General features: G+C 27.8%; 16 protein-coding genes. 5 read left to right on the forward strand and 11 right to left on the reverse strand.

The window, feature by feature from the left end:
* Positions 1-10: 10 nt before the first annotated feature.
* The 4 genes from KGF36_RS15245 to KGF36_RS15260 all read right to left on the reverse strand — a co-directional run bounded on the left by KGF36_RS15245 (position 11) and on the right by KGF36_RS15260 (position 5,541).
* On the reverse strand, positions 11-1,198 hold the full coding sequence (locus KGF36_RS15245) for a YgeY family selenium metabolism-linked hydrolase (RefSeq protein ID WP_227828382.1): 1,188 nt from the start codon (positions 1,196-1,198) through the stop codon (positions 11-13).
* A gap of 115 nt (positions 1,199-1,313) precedes the next feature.
* Positions 1,314-2,528 carry a diaminopropionate ammonia-lyase gene (gene dpaL, locus KGF36_RS15250; protein WP_227828381.1) on the reverse strand — a complete coding sequence of 405 codons (1,215 nt, stop codon included), beginning with the start codon at positions 2,526-2,528 and terminating at the stop codon, positions 1,314-1,316.
* Positions 2,529-2,988: 460 nt separating this feature from the next.
* Complete coding sequence (locus KGF36_RS15255) at positions 2,989-4,797, reverse strand: sigma 54-interacting transcriptional regulator (protein WP_227828380.1); 1,809 nt, start codon at positions 4,795-4,797, stop codon at positions 2,989-2,991.
* 366 nt (positions 4,798-5,163) lie between these two features.
* Positions 5,164-5,541, reverse strand: a complete 378-nt coding sequence (locus KGF36_RS15260; RefSeq protein ID WP_227433761.1) for a RidA family protein — start codon at positions 5,539-5,541, stop codon at positions 5,164-5,166.
* Positions 5,542-6,410: 869 nt separating this feature from the next.
* Here KGF36_RS15260 and KGF36_RS15265 point away from each other — a divergent pair.
* Positions 6,411-6,896 carry a hypothetical protein gene (locus tag KGF36_RS15265; protein WP_227828379.1) on the forward strand — a complete coding sequence of 162 codons (486 nt, stop codon included), beginning with the start codon at positions 6,411-6,413 and terminating at the stop codon, positions 6,894-6,896.
* A 569-nt stretch (positions 6,897-7,465) separates the two neighbouring features.
* Here the strand turns inward: KGF36_RS15265 and KGF36_RS15270 are convergent.
* The 3 genes from KGF36_RS15270 to KGF36_RS15280 all read right to left on the reverse strand — a co-directional run bounded on the left by KGF36_RS15270 (position 7,466) and on the right by KGF36_RS15280 (position 11,872).
* Entirely contained in the window at positions 7,466-8,890 is a 1,425-nt protein-coding gene (locus tag KGF36_RS15270; RefSeq protein ID WP_227828378.1) for a glycoside hydrolase family 55 protein, read from the reverse strand.
* Between the two features lie 158 nt (positions 8,891-9,048).
* The gene (locus KGF36_RS15275; RefSeq protein WP_227828377.1) at positions 9,049-10,500 is read right to left on the reverse strand and encodes a glycoside hydrolase family 55 protein; all 1,452 of its coding nucleotides are present in this window, start codon (positions 10,498-10,500) and stop codon (positions 9,049-9,051) included.
* Positions 10,501-10,525: 25 nt separating this feature from the next.
* Positions 10,526-11,872, reverse strand: a complete 1,347-nt coding sequence (locus tag KGF36_RS15280; protein WP_227828376.1) for a glycoside hydrolase family 55 protein — start codon at positions 11,870-11,872, stop codon at positions 10,526-10,528.
* A gap of 459 nt (positions 11,873-12,331) precedes the next feature.
* Between KGF36_RS15280 and KGF36_RS15285 the strand changes: the two genes are divergently transcribed.
* Entirely contained in the window at positions 12,332-12,481 is a 150-nt protein-coding gene (locus KGF36_RS15285) for a hypothetical protein (RefSeq protein ID WP_227828375.1), read from the forward strand.
* Between the two features lie 204 nt (positions 12,482-12,685).
* On the opposite strand, the gene KGF36_RS15290 is transcribed toward KGF36_RS15285, so the two are convergent.
* From KGF36_RS15290 to KGF36_RS15300, 3 genes are all read right to left on the reverse strand, one after another.
* The gene (locus KGF36_RS15290; protein WP_227828374.1) at positions 12,686-13,225 is read right to left on the reverse strand and encodes a flavodoxin family protein; all 540 of its coding nucleotides are present in this window, start codon (positions 13,223-13,225) and stop codon (positions 12,686-12,688) included.
* Entirely contained in the window at positions 13,218-13,634 is a 417-nt protein-coding gene (locus KGF36_RS15295; protein WP_227828373.1) for a MerR family transcriptional regulator, read from the reverse strand. Before KGF36_RS15295 ends, KGF36_RS15290 begins: the two co-directional genes overlap by 8 nt.
* 162 nt (positions 13,635-13,796) lie before the next feature.
* Positions 13,797-14,918, reverse strand: coding sequence for an aldo/keto reductase (locus tag KGF36_RS15300; RefSeq protein WP_227850503.1), 1,122 nt, complete (start codon positions 14,916-14,918; stop codon positions 13,797-13,799).
* A 134-nt stretch (positions 14,919-15,052) separates the two neighbouring features.
* Here KGF36_RS15300 and KGF36_RS15305 point away from each other — a divergent pair, with 134 nt between their 5' ends.
* The gene (locus KGF36_RS15305) at positions 15,053-15,271 is read left to right on the forward strand and encodes a winged helix-turn-helix transcriptional regulator (protein ID WP_227828371.1); all 219 of its coding nucleotides are present in this window, start codon (positions 15,053-15,055) and stop codon (positions 15,269-15,271) included.
* 113 nt (positions 15,272-15,384) lie between these two features.
* Positions 15,385-17,055, forward strand: coding sequence for a cell wall-binding repeat-containing protein (locus KGF36_RS15310; RefSeq protein ID WP_227828370.1), 1,671 nt, complete (start codon positions 15,385-15,387; stop codon positions 17,053-17,055).
* 256 nt (positions 17,056-17,311) lie between these two features.
* Here KGF36_RS15310 and KGF36_RS15315 read toward each other — a convergent pair whose 3' ends face one another.
* On the reverse strand, positions 17,312-18,175 hold the full coding sequence (locus KGF36_RS15315) for a conserved phage C-terminal domain-containing protein (protein ID WP_227828369.1): 864 nt from the start codon (positions 18,173-18,175) through the stop codon (positions 17,312-17,314).
* Between the two features lie 541 nt (positions 18,176-18,716).
* Between KGF36_RS15315 and KGF36_RS15320 the strand changes: the two genes are divergently transcribed.
* Positions 18,717-19,637, forward strand: a complete 921-nt coding sequence (locus KGF36_RS15320; RefSeq protein WP_227854830.1) for an AraC family transcriptional regulator — start codon at positions 18,717-18,719, stop codon at positions 19,635-19,637.
* The last annotated feature ends 81 nt before the right edge of the window (positions 19,638-19,718 follow it).

Below are 19,718 nucleotides of genomic sequence, written 5' to 3' on the forward strand. Positions count from 1 at the left end.
CATCTCCTAATTATTTTTTATAAACTGATTTTAATATACCATAATATCCTTCTGCACCTTTGAATAATTGGTCTAATTCTATATGTTCATCTATTGTATGAGCAAGATTTTCTCTAGAAGGACCAAATCCTATAGTTCTTATTCCAGCCTCACCTGCATAATGGCTTCCATTTGTACAGAATGAGTATTGAGTTATTTCTGAATCTATTCCAGCTTCTTTTAATCCTTTGTATGCTGCTTGAACAAATTCATCATTTTCATCATATAACCAACCTGGGAAGAATCTTTCACTTTCTATAGTATTTCCTGTATAACAGTCAGCTTTTTCAGATGCATAAGAAACTTTTGCATTTAATTCTGAGTCTTCTTTCATCATTTCATCTAATAATGCTTGTATTGGAGCTAATACTCCTTCTTTTGTTTCTCCAACCAATAATCTTCTATCAAAAGTTGCTTTACAATAATCTGGCACTACTGATGCTCCTGGGTATGGAGAAGATTTTATATCTGTTAAAACTAGTATTCCATCACCTAACACTGGATGAGTTGGAGGTACTAATTGTTGTATTCTTTGAATTACATTAGCCATTTTATAAACTGCATTTACACCTTTTTCTGGATTAGCAGAGTGAGCTGGTTTACCAAAAGTTTCTACAACTATTTCTCCTCTACCTCTTTGACCAATCTTTAAGTTTAATTCTGAAGACTCTCCTATTACAACATAATCAGGTTTAACAGCTTTACTTATTTCTCTAGCTGAAACTCCTTCAAATATTTCTTCATGAACAACTCCTGCTACATATAGTTCACCTTCGAAGTCTTTATTAGTATCTTCTGCAAAGTATGAAACAGCCGCCATCATAGCACTTACTTGACCCTTCATATCAGAAGTTCCTCTACCGTATATTTTACCATCTACTATTCTTGCTTCAAAAGGAGGAACACTCCATTTACTTGCATCTGGAACTGGAACTGTATCTATATGACCATCAAATAATATTTTTTTACCTGGTTTATTTCCTTTTATACATCCTACTATATTTCCATATCTATCTCTTGACCAGCTGTCAAAACCTAATATAGCAAAATTTTCTTCAATTGCCTTTACTACATTTTCTTCTTGACCTGAATAACTAGCATTTCTTATTAAATCTTGGCAAACTTCAGTTAATTGTTTTTTTCTTATTTCATTTAACATTTTGATATTCCCCCATATAATTCTTAATTTTTATTTATTGGCATTTTGATTTTTCATTTATAATGTTTAACTTATTTGATTTGTTAGCACTTTACTTTTATTTATCTTGAACCCTCTATTTACTTTGGCATTCTCCATTCCAAACTATATCTTTATATTTGTCTGGGTCAGTATCTCCTTCTGTACTTATTAATAATACTTTAGAGTTTTCATCTAGTTTTAAAGCTTCTCTTAAATCTTTTAAATCTTCACTTTCAAGTATTGAAACTAATGCTCCAGTTGTAACTGCTCCAGATTCTCCAGAGATTACTTTTTCATCTCCTCTTAGAGGATTTCCTAAAACTCTCATACCTTTAGCAGAAACCCAGTCTGGTGCTGAAACAAATGCTGATGAATAATTTTTTAATACTTCAAATCCTATAGTATTTGGTTCTCCACAAGCAAGACCTGCCATTATAGTTGGCATATCTCCACCTACAAATCTTGGTTTTCCATCTCCTGCTTCTGCTGATTTATAGTAACAATCTGCCTCATCAGCTTCTACTACTACTGTTATTGGGCATTCATCATATATTGAAGCAACATATCCTTGAACTGCACCAGCAAGCGAACCAACTCCTGCTTGCACAAATACATGCGTTGGTCTATCTACTCCATATTCTTTTAATTGTTCTATAGCTTCTTTAGCCATAGTTCCATATCCTTGCATTATCCATGCTGGTATCTCTTCATATCCTTCCCATGCTGTATCTTGAACCATTACTCCATGGTCATCAGCTTCTGCATATTCATTAGCTAATCTTACAGCATCATCATAGTTTAAGTCTGTTATACTAGCATCTGCACCTTCTCCCTTGATTTTATTTAATCTAAATTCAGAAGAACCTTTTGGCATTAACACAACAGATTTTTGACCTAATTTATTAGCTGTCCAAGCAACTCCTCTACCATGATTTCCATCTGTAGCTGTAAAGAAAGTTATTTCTCCTAATTGGTCTTTTATTTCTTTTGAAATTAATTTTTCATATCCTAACTCTGATATATCTTTATTTAATCTTTGAGCTAAGTATCTACCCATAGAGTAAGAACCACCCAAAACTTTAAATGCATTTAATCCAAATCTGTAAGATTCATCTTTTACATATATTCCGCTAACCCCTAATAATTTTGCTAAGTTATCTAATTTAACTAAAGGAGTTTTTTCGTATTGTGGAAAACTCTCATGAAATGCTTTCGCTTTTGCAATTTCTTCATCCTTTAAAAATTCAATTCCTTTTTCTTTTTTCTCTGCTTTAGGTAAGTTATTTAATTTCCATTTTATTTCTCTCATTTATTTTATATTCCCCTTTCAAATTTTTCGATGTCATTATTAATTTTTTATCTTTGTGTCTTTATACAAAGCAATTACTGTGCCAATATTATTTATTCTAAAAACAATTTTTTTATGTTGGAATTACATACTTTTTTCAAATTTATTTAAATTCTGTAAAATCTGAGTGTGAAAAATAAGATTTATAAAAGAAAAAATTCTCATATTGGGAAATTTTTATCAATACGAGAATTATCATTTCGAGAAACCGTTTCTTTATTTTTATTTTCCTTCTATTATGCCTTTAATTTTCTATATGTCTATTATTTTGTCTTGTATATTACTATTTTTACCTTCTATATTTATATGGTTATAACCTTCTATATTTTATGTTTTTATTTTAGCTTTCTATTAGTACTGTTATTTTTATTGACCTACCAATCACATTACAATACATTTAAAACTATTTTCTATATCTAGTTTATTGTTGTTCCTCTTCTAGCTTTCTATATAATGTAGCTAAACCTATCCCTAAATCTTTTGCTATTTTCTTTTTTGTCTTTGTATCTCTTCCATATTTATTTAACAACTTATGTATGTAAGTTAACTCCAATTCTTTAATTGAAAGTATTTTTTCTTGGTTTTCTACTATTCCATCAACTATATCATCTTCAAACTTTATTACCTCATTATTACTCTTAAAACTATTTCCTTTAATATTATAATAGTTCAAAATATCTAATGGAAGCATATCTTTATAGATTATTCCATCTTCTCCAACTAAATTCATCATATATTCAACTGCGTTTTCTAATTCTCTTATATTTCCCGGCCAATTATAATTAATCAACATATTCATCACATTTTTTTCTATTTGATTCAATTTTATATCTAATTCTAAAGAATACTTGGAAACAAATTTCATCATTATAGCTTCAATATCATCTTTTCTTTCCCTAAGGGGTGGTAAATTTATAGGAATTACATTTAACCTATAGTACAAATCATCTCTAAACTTGCCTTCATTCACTAACTTAAGTAAATTTTTATTTGTTGCAGCAATTACTCTTATATCTAAATCTATAAGTTTATTTGAGCCAATCCTTGCAAATTTTCTTTCCTGCAAAACTCTAAGTAACTTCGCTTGTAAAGGCATAGATAAGTCCCCCATTTCATCAAGGAATATGACCCCTTCATTTGCAAGTTCAAACTTACCAACCTTACCTCCACTACTAGCTCCACTAAATGCACCTTTTATATAGCCAAATAACTCACTTTCAAGAAGGTTTTCTGGAATAGCAGCACAGTTTATAGCAATAAATGGCTTATTCCATCTACTTCCTTCAGCATGTATAGCTCTAGCAATTAACTCTTTACCTGTACCACTTTCACCAGTTATAAGAACTGTTGAATTTGACTTTGCTAATTTCTTAGTTCTCTCTTTAACTTTCACCATTGATTCTGAGTTACCAATTATAGACTCTATATCACTATTTCCCCATCCACTGTTGACTTTTCCATGTCCTTTATGGTTTATATATGTCTTATCAAATATGATTATCTTGTCATATTGATTTATATATGGATATACAGGAATTATTTTGGCATTTATATTATAAATTTTGTTATCAATATCAATTTCTAGTAATTCATGCCCATTTGAAGAAGATTCAACAGATATTATTTTTACTGTATTTTCTATTATATCTTTTCCAATATCTAATTTTTTCAAAGCAATATTGTTTATATAAGATATTTTGCTATTTATATCTAATATAATGACACCTTTTTCAACATTTTCTATTATTTCTATCATCATATTCATTTTTCTACTGCTACTTTTTGACACTTCATGTTCTTCTATCTTCATAGAAATTAAATCGCATATATGATTGACAAACTTCAAATAATTATCTATTTTTGCACTTATTTCTACTTTTTTAGTTTTATCTGTACTAATAGCACCAATTACTCCTATAGTACGATTATTATATTTTATTGGGACTGCTATTATTACTTTATTTAGGCATTTCATGTAATGGGAACATTCTATACAAAGCTGATTATCACATATATCTAATACGACTAATTCCTGACCTGTCTGTATAACTTTATCATAAAGAAAACCTTCAGTAACAACGCTTTCATTTATTTTTGATTTATACAGACCTGTGCCACTAATTCTTATTAATCTATCATCAACTATTTCAATATCTACATCTAGCACACTAGCTACTGTTTCAGTGTATTTTATCATTTCCTGTTGAAATTCCTTTAATTTACTTACCATAGTTTCCCCCATTAGAATTTAATTTACCAAATTATCAGTTTAACTATATTTTAACATATAGTTAATTTTTAAAATATATATAAAACATTACTTATTTATATATTTACATTGAAATACATAATAATAATTATAAAAAGATTGTTTTATATTAGGATTACTTTAATTATAATACACAAATAATAAAATACAAAAAAGCTTTCCTCCTATAACAAATATATTTTTGGCACAAAAATATATGTTATATAAGAAAAGCTCAATAGTTAAATATTTAGATAGATTTTTATATAGACTTTTTTAATATAAACTTTTTAATTGTAGACTTTTTTTATTAGTTTTTAATTTTTATTAGTTTTGTCATTGATTTTATTATAATACTGCCATTGCTTCAATTTCTAAAACTGCATCTTTTGGTAATTGAGCAACTTGTACACATGATCTTGCTGGTGGATTTTCTTTAAAATATGTAGCGTACACTTCGTTAATATCATTAAAATCCTTTAAATCTTTTACGAAAACTGTAGTTTTAAATACTTTATCCATAGTTGTACCAGCTTGTTCTAGTATTGCTTTTACATTGTCTAAAGAAGCTTTTGTTGCTTCTTTTGGGTCAGATACTAACTCACCTGTCTTCATGTCTATTGGAAGTTGACCTGATGTAGAAACTATATTTCCAACTTGTATCGCTTGAGAATATGGTCCAATTGCTCCTGGAGCTTTCTCTGTAGCTATTACTACTTTTGACATGATTTCACCTCCTATTATTAAGTTATATTTACAGGAAAATAAAATTTCCTAAACACCAATATTAATATGAACCTTTAGACAAGAAATCAAATCCAAAGTTTCAAATAATCAATACTCAGATTATTATATTTATTTGTGTTCATGTTAATATTTATTAAAGCAATTAGCATGCCAATTTCTTTTTATTCATAAAACTTTATGTAAGCACTTAAAACACCTAAATTGCAACCTTCCCATAAAAAATAATCAGAAATTCGTTTTTTTATAACATTAATTTTTTCTCATATCTAGAATTTTACCAACCTGAGAATTCTTGTTTTGAGAATTCGCAAATTTTATTTAAATAGTTCTAAAGTTTTAATTTATTAGGCTATCATGTATGAAAGAACTATGGTTGACAATCCTACTGCTACAAATAGCAACACTTTAATCCAGACCTTATTTACTTTTGTTATCATAGAACCTATTGAAAATATAATAGCCAAGTATAATAGTAACCAAAAAATTATCAATATTCCACTACTGCTGCTGAAAACTTACAAAACTATTTTTTAATGAGCCCATTTATCTTATAAGCTATACATTTATTTTATAAAATATAAGTAAAGTATAAAATTAATTCTTTCAGCAACTTTCTCCCTTCATATTTTTTAAATCTTTTATAGAATTGTATCATGTTTGAGTGAATTTTCATACTATTAAGTCTTTCCCTCTACAAAACACTACCTCTCATTTCATGCCTAATAATGTAAGATTACAGCTATTTTATTGATTTTGATAACTTGATTGACTATACTATTATTAGTTTTTATTTGTATAAAGCTACTATTTATATGCAAAATTTTTATTTATATAGGGGGTTTTTAATTATGAACAAAAGTCCATTAACAGCAGAAACAACAGAAGAAATGCTAAAAGTACTAAGTGGGAAAGATTATAGTATTGCTTATGATTTGCATGAACTTGGTCAATCACTAGATTGCAAGATTGAACCACGAACAGGAGCCCGTTCTTATCGTATACTATATTCAACTAAAAAACCAAAACGTAGTCTATTTACTATTGAATGTAATGAGAAAAAATGGAGAGTTAAAGCAAACCTTTATAATCTAGATACATATAGAGACACTGTAGAAGAATGCTCTAAAGTTATTAAAGATAGTATTACAAAAACTCGTACTTGTAAAAAATGTAATCCAAAGTGTATTGGTGGTTCTTCATTTGAATTAGATGGTAAATCCTATTTAACTTGTGTAGGAAGTGGACATTATTTTGCTAATATGGAAGAAATCGATTGGAAAAATCTAAAAAAGTTAATTATTAAAGAAAATGATATTATGAAAGAATCTATTTAATACGCTACTAACTACTAAAAGCAAAACAACTACTAAAACACATATAAATTTAGATATCAAATAAATGATAAAAATGTGCATAGATTTGTATGTATATCAAAAATCTGTGTATATTAAAAAACTGAGTATACCAAAAAGGCTGTAGATAAATTTACTTTTCTGTAAATCTAATTATAGCCTTTATGTATTGCTTTTACTATATAACCATTAAAGTTATTTTGTAATCTTAAATTCCCATCTCCATGTACTGTTTCTATTATATAATCACAATCATTTATGTTACATTTCAATATCGACTTTATCAGATAATAAGCTTTAAATACATAAACTTAAGGAGTTATCTGAAAATGACATAACTCTATCAGCAACATAAGAACATGTATTAAAATATATCTGTAGTAAAGATAACTATTCTATGACATTAGAAAACTATATTAAATATTCTGTTAATTCTGCAATAATATAAGACTAGTATTTTAAACTTCTTTATTAGTTTTTGTATTATTATATTCAGCTATATTTATAAAAAATGAACCCTGTTGTAAGGATTCATTTTTTTATATTATTTATTACTTATTTTTTTGAGTTTCAGGGGATTTTGGGGGTGCAGGGACTTCATAATAATATACAGTTTCTTTTCCAATAAGTTCAGAACCAAGTTTTACCCATTCTCCTCCATAGGTAGATTTTATCTGAGAAATATCTGAATCTAATGATGTAACAATAAGACCCTGTTGAGCTCTAAATATATTTTTTTTCTCATCGCCAGTGCCAGTGCCAGTTTTAAAACTCAATTTCCCATTATCTAACATTAACAAATTTCTATTTTTGTGATATCCCTTCAAGTTAATACCATTAACAATCTCTGGAACAGATGAGTCAATAAATATATAATCATTAAAGTTATTTTGTAACCTTAAATTTCCACCTCCGTGTACTGATTTTACTATATAATCATAAGCATCTATGCTACATTTCAGTGTAGAATTTGGTATTTGAAGAGTTTCAAATACATAAACTTTATGCTTATATTCTAATCCATCATCCCAATTATCTTTATTATCACTAAGCAAATTAACATGGCAATTCTTAAAATTCTCTCCATAGAATAATGAATATGCATCTTCTTTCCTATTTTCCATATTTGAATAAGTATCATAATCTGTATTATAATAATACTGACCACATCTTCTTATAATCCCAGATATAGAAGTATTAATCATTGTACCAAATGCAAAACCACAATGTCCACATTGATCAATAGTAATATTATTAATCTTATAACTACCGCCACCCTTACTTCTAAGGCCTACTTCTTGTATTTTCTCGATTTTAATATTATTCAGACTAGCTCCTACCTTAATTTCCATACCCTTTTGGCATTCATATATTCTACTGTTTGAAATAATTATGTCATTTCCTGTATCAATACCTAGCCCGCAAGAGGAAACTGTAATATCATTTACAATTGAATAGTAAGGAATTTGAATTCCTGTACCTGAGAAGCCAGTTATATAAAGATTTTCATAATGACCTAGGCCTGTAGTTTCAGCAGTACATGTAATTGCTGATACCCCCTTCATTTCTTCATTATTCTCATTTCTCTTAATGAACATTTCATAATGATAATGTGGATTTCCTTTTGTTGGGGGTTCATCATGAACAATCATCTCACAGCTATCAGAATAAAAACTTATATTTTTAATACATTGTTTTCTTCCTGTCAATGTAATAATACTCATATTAGGAACTCCACGTGTTATAAATTCTGTAGCAGATGTTGATGAATCAGAATCTCCATGTAAGGTTATTTCTTTATCAATCGCAATACCAGTTTTAAATAGGTATTTACCTTTTGGGAAATACAAAATACAAAAATCTGTTTCACTAATAATTTTCTGTATAAAAGGTCCTACATCTTCTGTCCCATCATTTTTAATATCAGGCTCTCTTTCTAATACGTTAATCCATTTTTTATTCTTAATTTCTTCCATAATATTATCTATTCCTTTCTTAATTTACTCAATACCAAAAGGTTATGTGCTTTTGGTATTAAATGAATTTTTATAGTTACCAATTGTACTATATAAAATTTATTGAAACTAATAACTAGACCATTGGCAAAATACTTGCTTAAGTCTAATATATTTACTTACTTATCTATCACTTTATAATAGTGTATAGTTCTTCCAACTTCTACTTTTTGACTTATTTTCTCCAATTTTACTTTATATTGACCAGAAACTGTATTGATATTACTAGTTGATGTTGATATAATATCATTTACCTGTGGGCTATGCATCTTAATATTGCCATTTATATACATCTCATCATTTTTTATCTTTATTTTGTCATTATGACCTTTTTCAGATATACCAACTCCATTAATACTACTAAGTTCACCATCATAAAATATAACTATTTGTTCTTTATTATTGTATATTAGGTTTCCTTTTTCTGAATTAACAACCATATCAGTAGCATCTATATTGCATCTTAATAATACATTCTTGGCTTCAAAAGCTTCTATAAGATATATCTTATGTTCCCTAAATCTTAAATCCCCTTCCTTAAATTTATCTTTCCCTTTATCATCCCAATAGTCTCCATTGTCATTTGCGATTGTTATATTACTTGACTCTATTGAATTCCCATAAAATAAGGAATAAGCTTCCTTAACTCTCTCGTCTAACTTCAAATAGTCATCATAGTTAAAATTAAAATAAAATTGACCACATCTTGAGATATTTCCTGATACGTAGGTATTAGACATTGAGTCAAACTTGAATCCGCAATATCCACATTGGTCAATTGTAACATTTGTAACAAAGTTTAAGCCCTTACCAATATTGTCAATAGCAATCCTACCAACTTCTTCTACTCTCATACCATTAATAAAAGTTCCAGTAGAAATTTCCATTCCATAATCACATCCCCAAGTCTTTCCATTAGTAATTATTGAATCTTCTCCTGTACTAATACCACGATTACATGAAAAAACAGTAATATCGTTTACTGTAGAATTATTAGGCATCTTAAGTGCAATTTCACCGAAGCCACCAAAGTCTACATTTTCATAATGTCCAGGCCCTTCTGATACATTTTCACATACAATTGCTGATATACATTTCCCTTTGTGTTCACTTGTGAATATTATTTCATGATGAAATCCTGATTCACCATTTGCAGGAGGTTCCTCAGGTGTCTTCTTGCTATTGCAATTGTTTGATTGGAAAGAAATACTTTTAATACAATGCTTTACTCCCTTTATGGTTATCATTGTAAAACTTTCAATTGTACCATCTTCTACCTTTTTTTGATCGAATTTACCAGAAAATTGTGTTGTTCCTGAATAATAATCTGGACTATTTGGATTATTTGACCTAAAATATGTGTCTCCACATAGTGTTAATCGTTTGTTAATCTCTATACCACTTGTAAATAAGTACTTCCCTTTTGGAAAATATATAATAGAGTCTTCTGGTGCAGCATTTATAATTTCTTGCACCCTAGAACTTACATCTTCTGTTTCATCTCTACAAACTCCATAATCTAAAACATTAATCCAGCCACCTGTTTCTTTAATTATTATAGGTTCTCCCATAATTCGCTACCTCCTAAGTTTAAAACTAATCGTTTATTTTTTTATAATAGTACATAGGTTCTCCATTAAGTGTTTTTACACCAATTTGTTCCCATGTTCCACTATGCAATTTACTTATCTCTACTTCTGAATCTAATATTGAAGATATAACAGAATTCTTCTGTAATTTAGGAACCACTAAATCTTTTCCCCCATCATCTACATAAAGTGTATTATCAATTATCTTAAGTAAATCACCTTGATTTACATCAGAAACTTGAACTCCGCCTACAGAACAAATCTCGCCATCATAGAACTTATAAGTATTTCTACCATTTTCTAATAGTAAGTTACCTTTTGCACATTGTATAAAGCTATCAGCTTCAGCATCACATTCTAGAGTTACATTAGTTGTTTCATTCGCTTTGATTACATGTATCTTGCGCTCTAGACCATTTTCTAGAGTATCAACATTATTATTCATCAATACAATATTGCAGTTGTCTAAAGTGTCTCCATAAAGTATAGAATAAGCTCCTTCTTTTTTATCTGGAAGATTTTTATAAGTATCATAGTCAACGTTTTTATAATATTGGCTACAGTTAGTAAATCTTGCAGTTATCTGGCTATGAGACATTTTTTCAAACATAAACCCACAGTATCCACATTTATCAACTGCAAGATTAATCATAAGATTGAAACCAAGTCCTTTATTATTAATACCTACTTCTTGAATATCTTCTATTTTTACATTGTTTAAGCTGACACCAGTTGTAATTTCCATTCCATTTTTACATCTATAAACCTTACTACTAGAAAGCATAGATTTTTCTCCAAGTTTTATACCAAGACCACATGAAGTAACAGTAATATCATTACCAGTTGCATAAAGTGGAATTTCAATTCCTGTTCCCGAAAATCCAGAAATATATAGATGTTCAAAATGTGATAAACCTTGTACTCCTTCACCTTCTGTTATAGCAGATACATCTTTAGGTAATTCATTTTTTATTTCACGATTATCATAGTAAAAGTTAATATTTTTTATAGTTTGATTTGTCTCTGTCAATGTAATGATACTCATATTAGAAACGCCTCTAGTTATAAAATTTGTTGCTCCTATAAATGGTTTTTTATTGTCTTCACTTTCACTTAATTCTAGAACATCTCCTCCATAATAAGAATTTCCTTGAAGTGTTATTTGTTGGCTAATCTTAATACCTTTTTCAAATAAATAGTCACCGTTTGGAAAATATATAACAGAATCTTTTAGTGATTCATCAGAAACAATATCTTGTATCATATCACTTACATCAGATTTTCCAGTAATGTCTATTTTGCTATTTAGTTCCAGCACATTAACCCAGTCTGGAGTTTTAGTTTCAATTGCCATGATTAATTCCTCCTTTTAAAATTTAAATTATTTGTATATACAGGAAGAAGTGTATTTTTACTATAATCATAATAAATCTATATTTGTTTATGACATTTGAGATAATCTTTATCATTAGAATACTTTATTTTTTGCTAATTAATAGAGCTGTTCTTTTTAGTCTTATTACTACTAAAAAATTAATCTGTGAAATCATATAAAATATACTAAATAGATTCAATATTGTATGCCAAATAAGCTGATAGATTTTATCTTCTCATAGTCACACATTTCCTGTAACTCCTATACTAGCATTAAAATTCATCTTATCAGTAGTTGATTTGTTTATAAACTGTTTATATTTTGTCCATATTTTTATTTACATTTAATTTATAAATCATTTATAATTTACTTATTTTATAAAATTATTAGTTAGTTTATTAAAAGTTAGTACTTATATTTATGATATGATAATAAAATATGAGGACTGATGTTATAGATGAAAAATCTTTAGAAATATTATTAAAATTAGATAATAGTATTAAAATTAGCAACAGACTTGATATAATTGACAATAAGCTTGATATGACTGATTACAGACTTGATACAACTCAAAATGATATTATATAAATTAAATTAGATGAAAAAACTAATTTTCAAATCTAGCAATTATATACAACAAAAAACTGTAAGTAAATTTGTTTTACACAAATCTACTTACAGCCTCTAAATGGTAGAATACTCTTAGTCTACTATTTATTTTATCTAGATTATTCTGGAGTCACTCCATCAATAAAATTTAGAGAATCTAACGCTCTTAAAAATACCTCTTACCTACACTGACTTACCCATTTCATATGCCTGTTTCATTGCTACACTTTCTTTAATATCACCTACATGCCAAGCTCCTACGCCATAAACTATACCTTTTTCCTTAGCACCGTTTAGACATGATGTAAATCCTCTGAATCCTTCTAATGTTCTTTCCATAGCTTGCTCACTATTGTCTGCTGCGGCAACAATGAAATAAAACTCTTTTCCAGAAATTTCAGTGTATCTCGAACAGGTTCTATCAATCATAGTTTTCATTTGTGCATTCATAGTATAAAAATAAACTGGAGTTGCCAAAACAATAACATCTGCTTTAATCATTTTTTCAAGAATTTCTTCCATGTCATCTTTTTGTGGGCAACTTCCACCTTTCTCATAACAGACTCCGCATCCTACACAATAATTAACTTCCTTATCTTTCAAAAATATTTTTTCTACTTGATTTTTAGATTCCAATGCCCCTTGCATAAATTGGTCACATAGTAAATCAGAATTCCCACCTTTTCTAGGGCTTGCAGACAGTACAAGTACACTTTTATTCATAAGACAATACCTCCGTTCTTTGACTCTCACTATTATTCTTTAATGTTTTTTCTTTTTCAATAACTTTATCTTCATATCCATCAATCTTACTATTTAATCGTTCTAAAGTTTTCTGCATATCTTCTATTCTTCTAGAAAGCTGATTTCGTTGTTCTATTAAAAGGTCTTTTCTCGCTTTTATAGTTTCATTCCCTTTTTGAAACATAGTTACATACTCAATCAATGTCTCAATGGAAAGCCCTGCACTTCTCATACATTTGATGAAATTAACCCACTCACAATCTTTTTCTGTAAAAGACCTAATTCCACTTTTGTTTCTACTTACAGGTGGTATTAAGCCAATTCGTTCATAATATCGTAAAGTATCTGCTGAAAGTTCGTATTTTTTACTCACTTCTGAAATTGTCACACAAATCCTCCTCCTTTCTTGATAGTGTATAATTTAAAATTCGATTAAACAGTTTGACTGACATTTCATCAATTTCAACTTTTCTATATATCATTAATTATTTTACTTATATTTCATTAACTTCAATTTTTCCGTATAACATTAATTATTTTATGGTAACAATTATTTTTCAAAAATTTCTGCTACATTCTTTAAAGAGTCTACAATTTTAATGTGTTGTGGACAATTTTTTTCACACTGTTTACATCCAATACAATCTGACGCTTTTCCATAAGTTTTAGTGTAGTTATTATAGTAAACCATTTGTGTTGAAAATCCAGTATTAAGAGCTTGCTTTTCTGCATTGTATAAAGCAAAATAGTTTGGAATAGCAATATTTTTTGGACATCCTTCTACACAATATTGGCAAGCAGTACATGGAACTGCAATTGCTTCATTTATAATTTCTACTGCTTCATCTATAACATCATATTCTTTCTGTACAAATGGTTCAAAATTTTGCATATATCCTGTGTTATCTAATAGTTGTTCCATATTTGACATTCCACTTAAAACCATCATGACATTATCTTTACTTGCTGCAAAACGAATTGCCCATGATGGCACTGACATATCTGGATTGTAATCATTAAATAATTTTTCGGCTCTTTCTGGTATTTTTGCTAGTGTACCACCTTTTACTGGTTCCATAACGATAACAGGTTTATTGTGTTTTGTTGCTACTTCATAACATTTTCTAGATTGTATGCTTTCATTATCCCAATCCAAATAGTTAATCTGTAACTGAACAAAATCTACTTCTGGATGTTCATTCAATACTTTGTCTAATAGTTCTGCACTATCATGAAAAGAAAAACCAATATTTTTTATTTTTCCTTCTTTTTTCTTTTCTTCAATAAACTTAAAGCTGTCAAATTTCTTGGCTACCTCATAATGTGATACACCTATATTATGTAAAAGATAATAATCAAAATAATCTACACCACATTTTTCTAACTGTTCATTAAAAATAGGTTCCTGCTCTTCTTTTGCTTTCAAAGCCATTAGTGGCAGTTTTGTAGCTACAGTAAAACTTTCTCTTTTATGTCTCTTTACTAGAGATTCTCTAAGTGCTATTTCACTTTTACCCATATGGTATACATATGCTGTATCAAAATATGTAAATCCTCTCTCTAAAAAAGTATCAACCATCTTATTTAAGTAATCCATATCAATACTTGTAGCATCATTTTCATCTTTTACTGGTAAACGCATTAATCCAAATCCTAATTTTTTTTGTTCCATTGTCCTGCTTCCCCCTTTAAGTATTCTCTACTTTAACTTATTCTTTTAAATACTTATAAACTTTCTATAATTATACTTTACTACTTAGAGTTAACTTCAAGTCAATAGTTTTTTTTATTTTTTAATTAAATACTATGAAAATTTATCAAGAAATTTCACCCAAAGTAGAATATTCCCTAACAGATTTAGGAATAAGCTTTTTACCTGTTTTAGAACATATTAAACAATGGGCAAAACCTATTTATCAAATGATAAAAGTAATCCATACTGATTTACATATATTCAAGGTTAGAAACATTTTCCCAAGTATTTATGATACAATGTTAAATAAGAAAATAAAAACTTTATATTGAATAATCTTATCTGTTATTTTTAAAATGTTACATTTAATAGTAACTTGATTTTAAGATTATATTTTACTAGTTCATACTAAATAAGAAAATATAAGGATTGTGAGGTAAAAAATATGAATAAGAAAAACTTAGCTATATTAGTGGCAGGTATGCTGTTTTTTTCTAGCTCTTCAGTAATATTTGCAAACAACTTAACAAAACAAGAAAGATTAATAGGTAAAACAAGATATGAAACGGCTGTAGAAGTGAGTAAAGTAGGGTGGGTTCAATCAAAAACAGCAATTATAGTCAATGGTAACTCTATTCAAAGCGCACTTTGTGCAAATCCTTTTGCTAAATTAAAAAATGCTCCTATACTTTTAGTAAATAATAATAGCATAGAAAGTTCAACTAAAACTGAACTTAAAAGACTTGGAGTAGATAATGTATATATAGTGGACAGTGGAAATAGTATATCCAATAAAGTAGAAAATGAAATAAAATCACTTAACATAAAAGTAAATAAAATAGTAGGAAATAATATCTATGAAATGTCTACAAATGTACTTAAAGAAATAGATAAGATAAAAAAAGTAGAAAATGTAGCAGTTGTAAATGGATTAAAGGGGTTATCTGATGCAGTTAGCATAGCTTCTCCATCAGCAATACATAATATGCCTATAATACTAGTATCTGAGGAAAACAGCAATAATAGCAGTATAAATTTCTTAAATAATAGGTCTATAAAAAAATCTTATATAGTTGGAGGAAATAAGATTTTATCAGACAATACAGTAAAAAAATATCCAAATAAAGAGAGAATCAGTGGTTCAGATAGAAACAATACTAATGCCAAAATTATTGAGCAATTTTATAAAAACAAAAGCATAAAAAATGTATTTGTTACTAAAGATGGTATGAACAAAGAAAATGCACTAGTAGACGCATTATCAATAGGAGTATTGGCAGCCAAAGAAAATTCTCCTGTAATAATATCTAATGGTACTCTTGCAAACAGCCAAAAAGATTTTATTAAAAATAAAGACATAAAAGAAGTAACACAAGTTGGCGGAGGTGATAACCAAAAAGCCTTTGAGGATATCTTAAAACTAAAAGATGTCGATATAAGAAATAAAACTAAAAAAATATCTTTAATTGAAGCTAAAGAAATATTAAAGCAAGCTGTTCCAGGAAGTAATGTTTTAGTTTGTTACTACGACCAAGATGATAACAAATACGACAGTAAGGTTATAAAGGATAATATTGTATATGAAGTAGAAATAGATGCATACTCTGGTAAAATAATAGAAATTGAAAAAGATGATGATATAAATAACGATAACTTAAATGTAAAAAATATATCTTTAGATAAAGCTAAATCTATAATCCTAGATGCTATTCCTAATGGTAATTTAATGTACTGTAAATATGATGCTGACGATAATGAATATGAGGCTAAAGTTGTAAAAGATAATAAAACATATGAAATAGAAATAAATGCATTTGATGGAAGAATTATAGATATTGATATGGATGACGATTCTGATGATAATGATTATGATGATTCTGATAATAATCAAAATAATAGTGATTCTAATGCTAATAACAATAAATCTATAATTAGCATTGAAAAAGCTAAGTCAATAATGCTAAATAAAGTACCTGGTGGTAAAATAGTAAAATTTGAATACGATGAAGATGATAAAGAATATGAAGGCGAAATAATAAAAGGAAGCAACGAATATGATATAACAATCAGTGCAATCACTGGAAAAATATTAGAATATGAAGTTGATACAATATAGTATATGGTTCTAATTATACAGTTTATAAAAAGTTTCTTATTTTATATTACTGGAATTTTAAAAATTCCAGTAATATTTTTTATTATCAATAACACTAAGAATCCTATTTAATATTAACAATTCTATTTAATACTAACAATTCTATTTAATACTAACAATCCTATTTTCTATACATATAACATATCTGAACATAAACTATATCTGAATTTTAGATTTTTTGTAATATCTATTCTAGTATATCTCTTCACCATTATAATCACTTTTCATTTAAATAAGTCTTGAATTCTTGACCAAACAGAGTCTCTGGTTTTATATCCACTAGCATAGGAGTATCCTTCCAGTTCTTAACTCTTGATTCTATAACTTTATAAAAATCTTCTAATCTGTGACCTTCTTTTCTTCTTTCAGCTATAAGTTTGTTGGCTGTTTCTGAATCAAACCTAAAACTTTCCCCTGATTCTTTATTTAATTTTTTTATAATATTTTCATAAATACTTTCTATATAATAGTCATCCTCTTCCACATCAGTATTTTTCTTGGAATTCTTTTTTAATAACTCTTTTTTTAAATTTTTTTTTAATAATTCTTTTTTCTTTGTTACATCTTCTGTTTCATCTACAGTATGAAGTTCTGGGTCATAACCCCATGTTCTATACTCTTTATCCATATAACTGTACATATTGATATCACTGACTTTATCTTTCTTATACTTATATTCATATTTTGATACCTTTTGGCTACTATTATTTGTTTCATTAATATTTTCCAAGATATCTTCAAAAAAACTTCTACGTTTCTTTATTACACCTGTATCACTACTTTCAGAACATATATAACTATATACAGAGCAACAATTTCCCTTCACTCCTCGACTTATTAGTCTCAATATTCCTAAATCTATAAACTCATTTACAAGCCTACTTATTGTAGATATTGATAAATCAAGGTCAGATGCAGCCTTTCTTACGGTCATCTGAAACTGTCCCCTTGGTAAAGTTCCCTTTAATCTTTGTATATTTTCTTTTCTCATTATATAGTGATTAAACCTTATTTTATTTACATCACTTCGCTCGTTAAAATATAATACTGCTGAATTTAATTGATAAAAACCATTGTTCATATTCTTATTCCCCCAATTCAAATAAATAGTTGTTTGTAAATATTTTTGTATTTCTTAATAATTTATTAGATGATTATATTTTATTAAAAATCATTCTTCTATATTTTTCATTTTAAAGTTTTAAAGGCATTATGTTAATAGATGAGATTTAACTTTTTTATTTAAACAATAAATTTAATAATTTTTTTAATATAAATATTTTCTTGGTTTATAAATATTTTCTTAAAATTGATATATAGTTCTCAGTATCAAAATTTACAGCCATACTAGATATTAAGTTTTTGTCCATGTTATAGTCTCTAACTTTATATAAATATATAACCAAATATACAATCGAAAAATATATCATTATGTTATACTAAGTGTTACAAAGTAAGATACTAATTCTCTTATAATATAAATTGTTATTATATATAAGAAAAATTCCTAATAAAAAATCTATTTAACATTTTGTTTACTTTAAATCTCACATACTCAACGCTTTATTTACTATAAATAAGGGTATTTAAAATATATATTTTTGTAATAAGGAGGTATACTTATGACTGATTCCCAAAGTAAAAAAGAATACTTACGTAGTATTTGCAAAGTACAGGACTATATAGAAGAGCATTTGTATGATTCTCTTTCTCTTGAAGAGCTCTCTAATATAGCAGGTTTTTCAAAGTTTCATTTTCATAGGATTTTCAAAGCGATAGAAAAAGAAACATTATCACAGTATGTAAGTAGGTTAAAACTAGAAGGAGCCACGTCTTTTCTTATTCATCGTACTGACATGACAATTACTGATATTGCACATTATTTTGGTTTTACTGATTCCGCGGTTTTTTCACGAGCATTCAAAAATTACTATAAGATAAGCCCTATAAAATATAGAAATAATTATAGCAAGAATTGCAAAGAACCATATAAAATTTCTCAGTATAATAGATACATATCAAAACTTAAATCTAAAAATAATAGAGAGGTTAAAGGAGAAATTGAAATCTTAGAACTTGATAATGTAAATACAGCTTATATTAGATACACTGGGTCATATGGAAATTTAGCTAGTCATTTTCCAAAGATTGTAGAAAAACTCTTTGAATATGCAAATGAGCAGAATCTAGTTGAACTTGAAAAGACAAATATATTAGCTATTTATCATGATAATCCTCAATTTACACAAGAACATCATTTGAGGACTAGTATTTGTATGACAATTCCAGATAATATTGTTGTCAAAGAAAATAGCGACCTTGGTAATATGACAATACCTTCTGGTAAATATCTTGTGGGACATTTTAGTATTTTTCAAAATGAATATAGTGATGCTTGGGATTTTATGTATAATGAATGGCTATCAAATGATGAGCATAAATTACGTAATTCTTTCCCTTTTGAAGTATACCTTAATGACCCAAATAGTCACCCACAAAATAAACATATAGTTGATATATATTTACCTATAGAGCCTTTTTAATACTATGATTTCGCTTAACCTCTTCTTATATTAAGGATTAAAACATCCCAATTTTATAGTTTGATAAAATTAATAAAATGA

This window comes from Clostridioides sp. ZZV14-6009 (assembly GCF_020658095.1).
Classification (GTDB): Bacteria; Bacillota; Clostridia; order Peptostreptococcales; family Peptostreptococcaceae; genus Clostridioides.

Coding starts and splice junctions, on each gene's coding strand:
- KGF36_RS15290 (WP_227828374.1), bottom strand. CDS start 13,225: ATGAATAAAAGTGTACTTGTACTGTCTGCAAGCCCTAGAAAAGGTGGG.
- KGF36_RS15320 (WP_227854830.1), top strand. CDS start 18,717: ATGACTGATTCCCAAAGTAAAAAAGAATACTTACGTAGTATTTGCAAA.
- KGF36_RS15260 (WP_227433761.1), bottom strand. CDS start 5,541: ATGTCAAAAGTAGTAATAGCTACAGAGAAAGCTCCAGGAGCAATTGGA.
- dpaL (WP_227828381.1), bottom strand. CDS start 2,528: ATGAGAGAAATAAAATGGAAATTAAATAACTTACCTAAAGCAGAGAAA.
- KGF36_RS15315 (WP_227828369.1), bottom strand. CDS start 18,175: ATGAACAATGGTTTTTATCAATTAAATTCAGCAGTATTATATTTTAAC.
- KGF36_RS15280 (WP_227828376.1), bottom strand. CDS start 11,872: ATGGCAATTGAAACTAAAACTCCAGACTGGGTTAATGTGCTGGAACTA.
- KGF36_RS15300 (WP_227850503.1), bottom strand. CDS start 14,918: ATGGAACAAAAAAAATTAGGATTTGGATTAATGCGTTTACCAGTAAAA.
- KGF36_RS15265 (WP_227828379.1), top strand. CDS start 6,411: ATGAACAAAAGTCCATTAACAGCAGAAACAACAGAAGAAATGCTAAAA.
- KGF36_RS15285 (WP_227828375.1), top strand. CDS start 12,332: ATGAGGACTGATGTTATAGATGAAAAATCTTTAGAAATATTATTAAAA.
- KGF36_RS15305 (WP_227828371.1), top strand. CDS start 15,053: ATGAAAATTTATCAAGAAATTTCACCCAAAGTAGAATATTCCCTAACA.
- KGF36_RS15270 (WP_227828378.1), bottom strand. CDS start 8,890: ATGGAAGAAATTAAGAATAAAAAATGGATTAACGTATTAGAAAGAGAG.
- KGF36_RS15255 (WP_227828380.1), bottom strand. CDS start 4,797: ATGGTAAGTAAATTAAAGGAATTTCAACAGGAAATGATAAAATACACT.
- KGF36_RS15310 (WP_227828370.1), top strand. CDS start 15,385: ATGAATAAGAAAAACTTAGCTATATTAGTGGCAGGTATGCTGTTTTTT.
- KGF36_RS15275 (WP_227828377.1), bottom strand. CDS start 10,500: ATGGGAGAACCTATAATAATTAAAGAAACAGGTGGCTGGATTAATGTT.
- KGF36_RS15245 (WP_227828382.1), bottom strand. CDS start 1,198: ATGTTAAATGAAATAAGAAAAAAACAATTAACTGAAGTTTGCCAAGAT.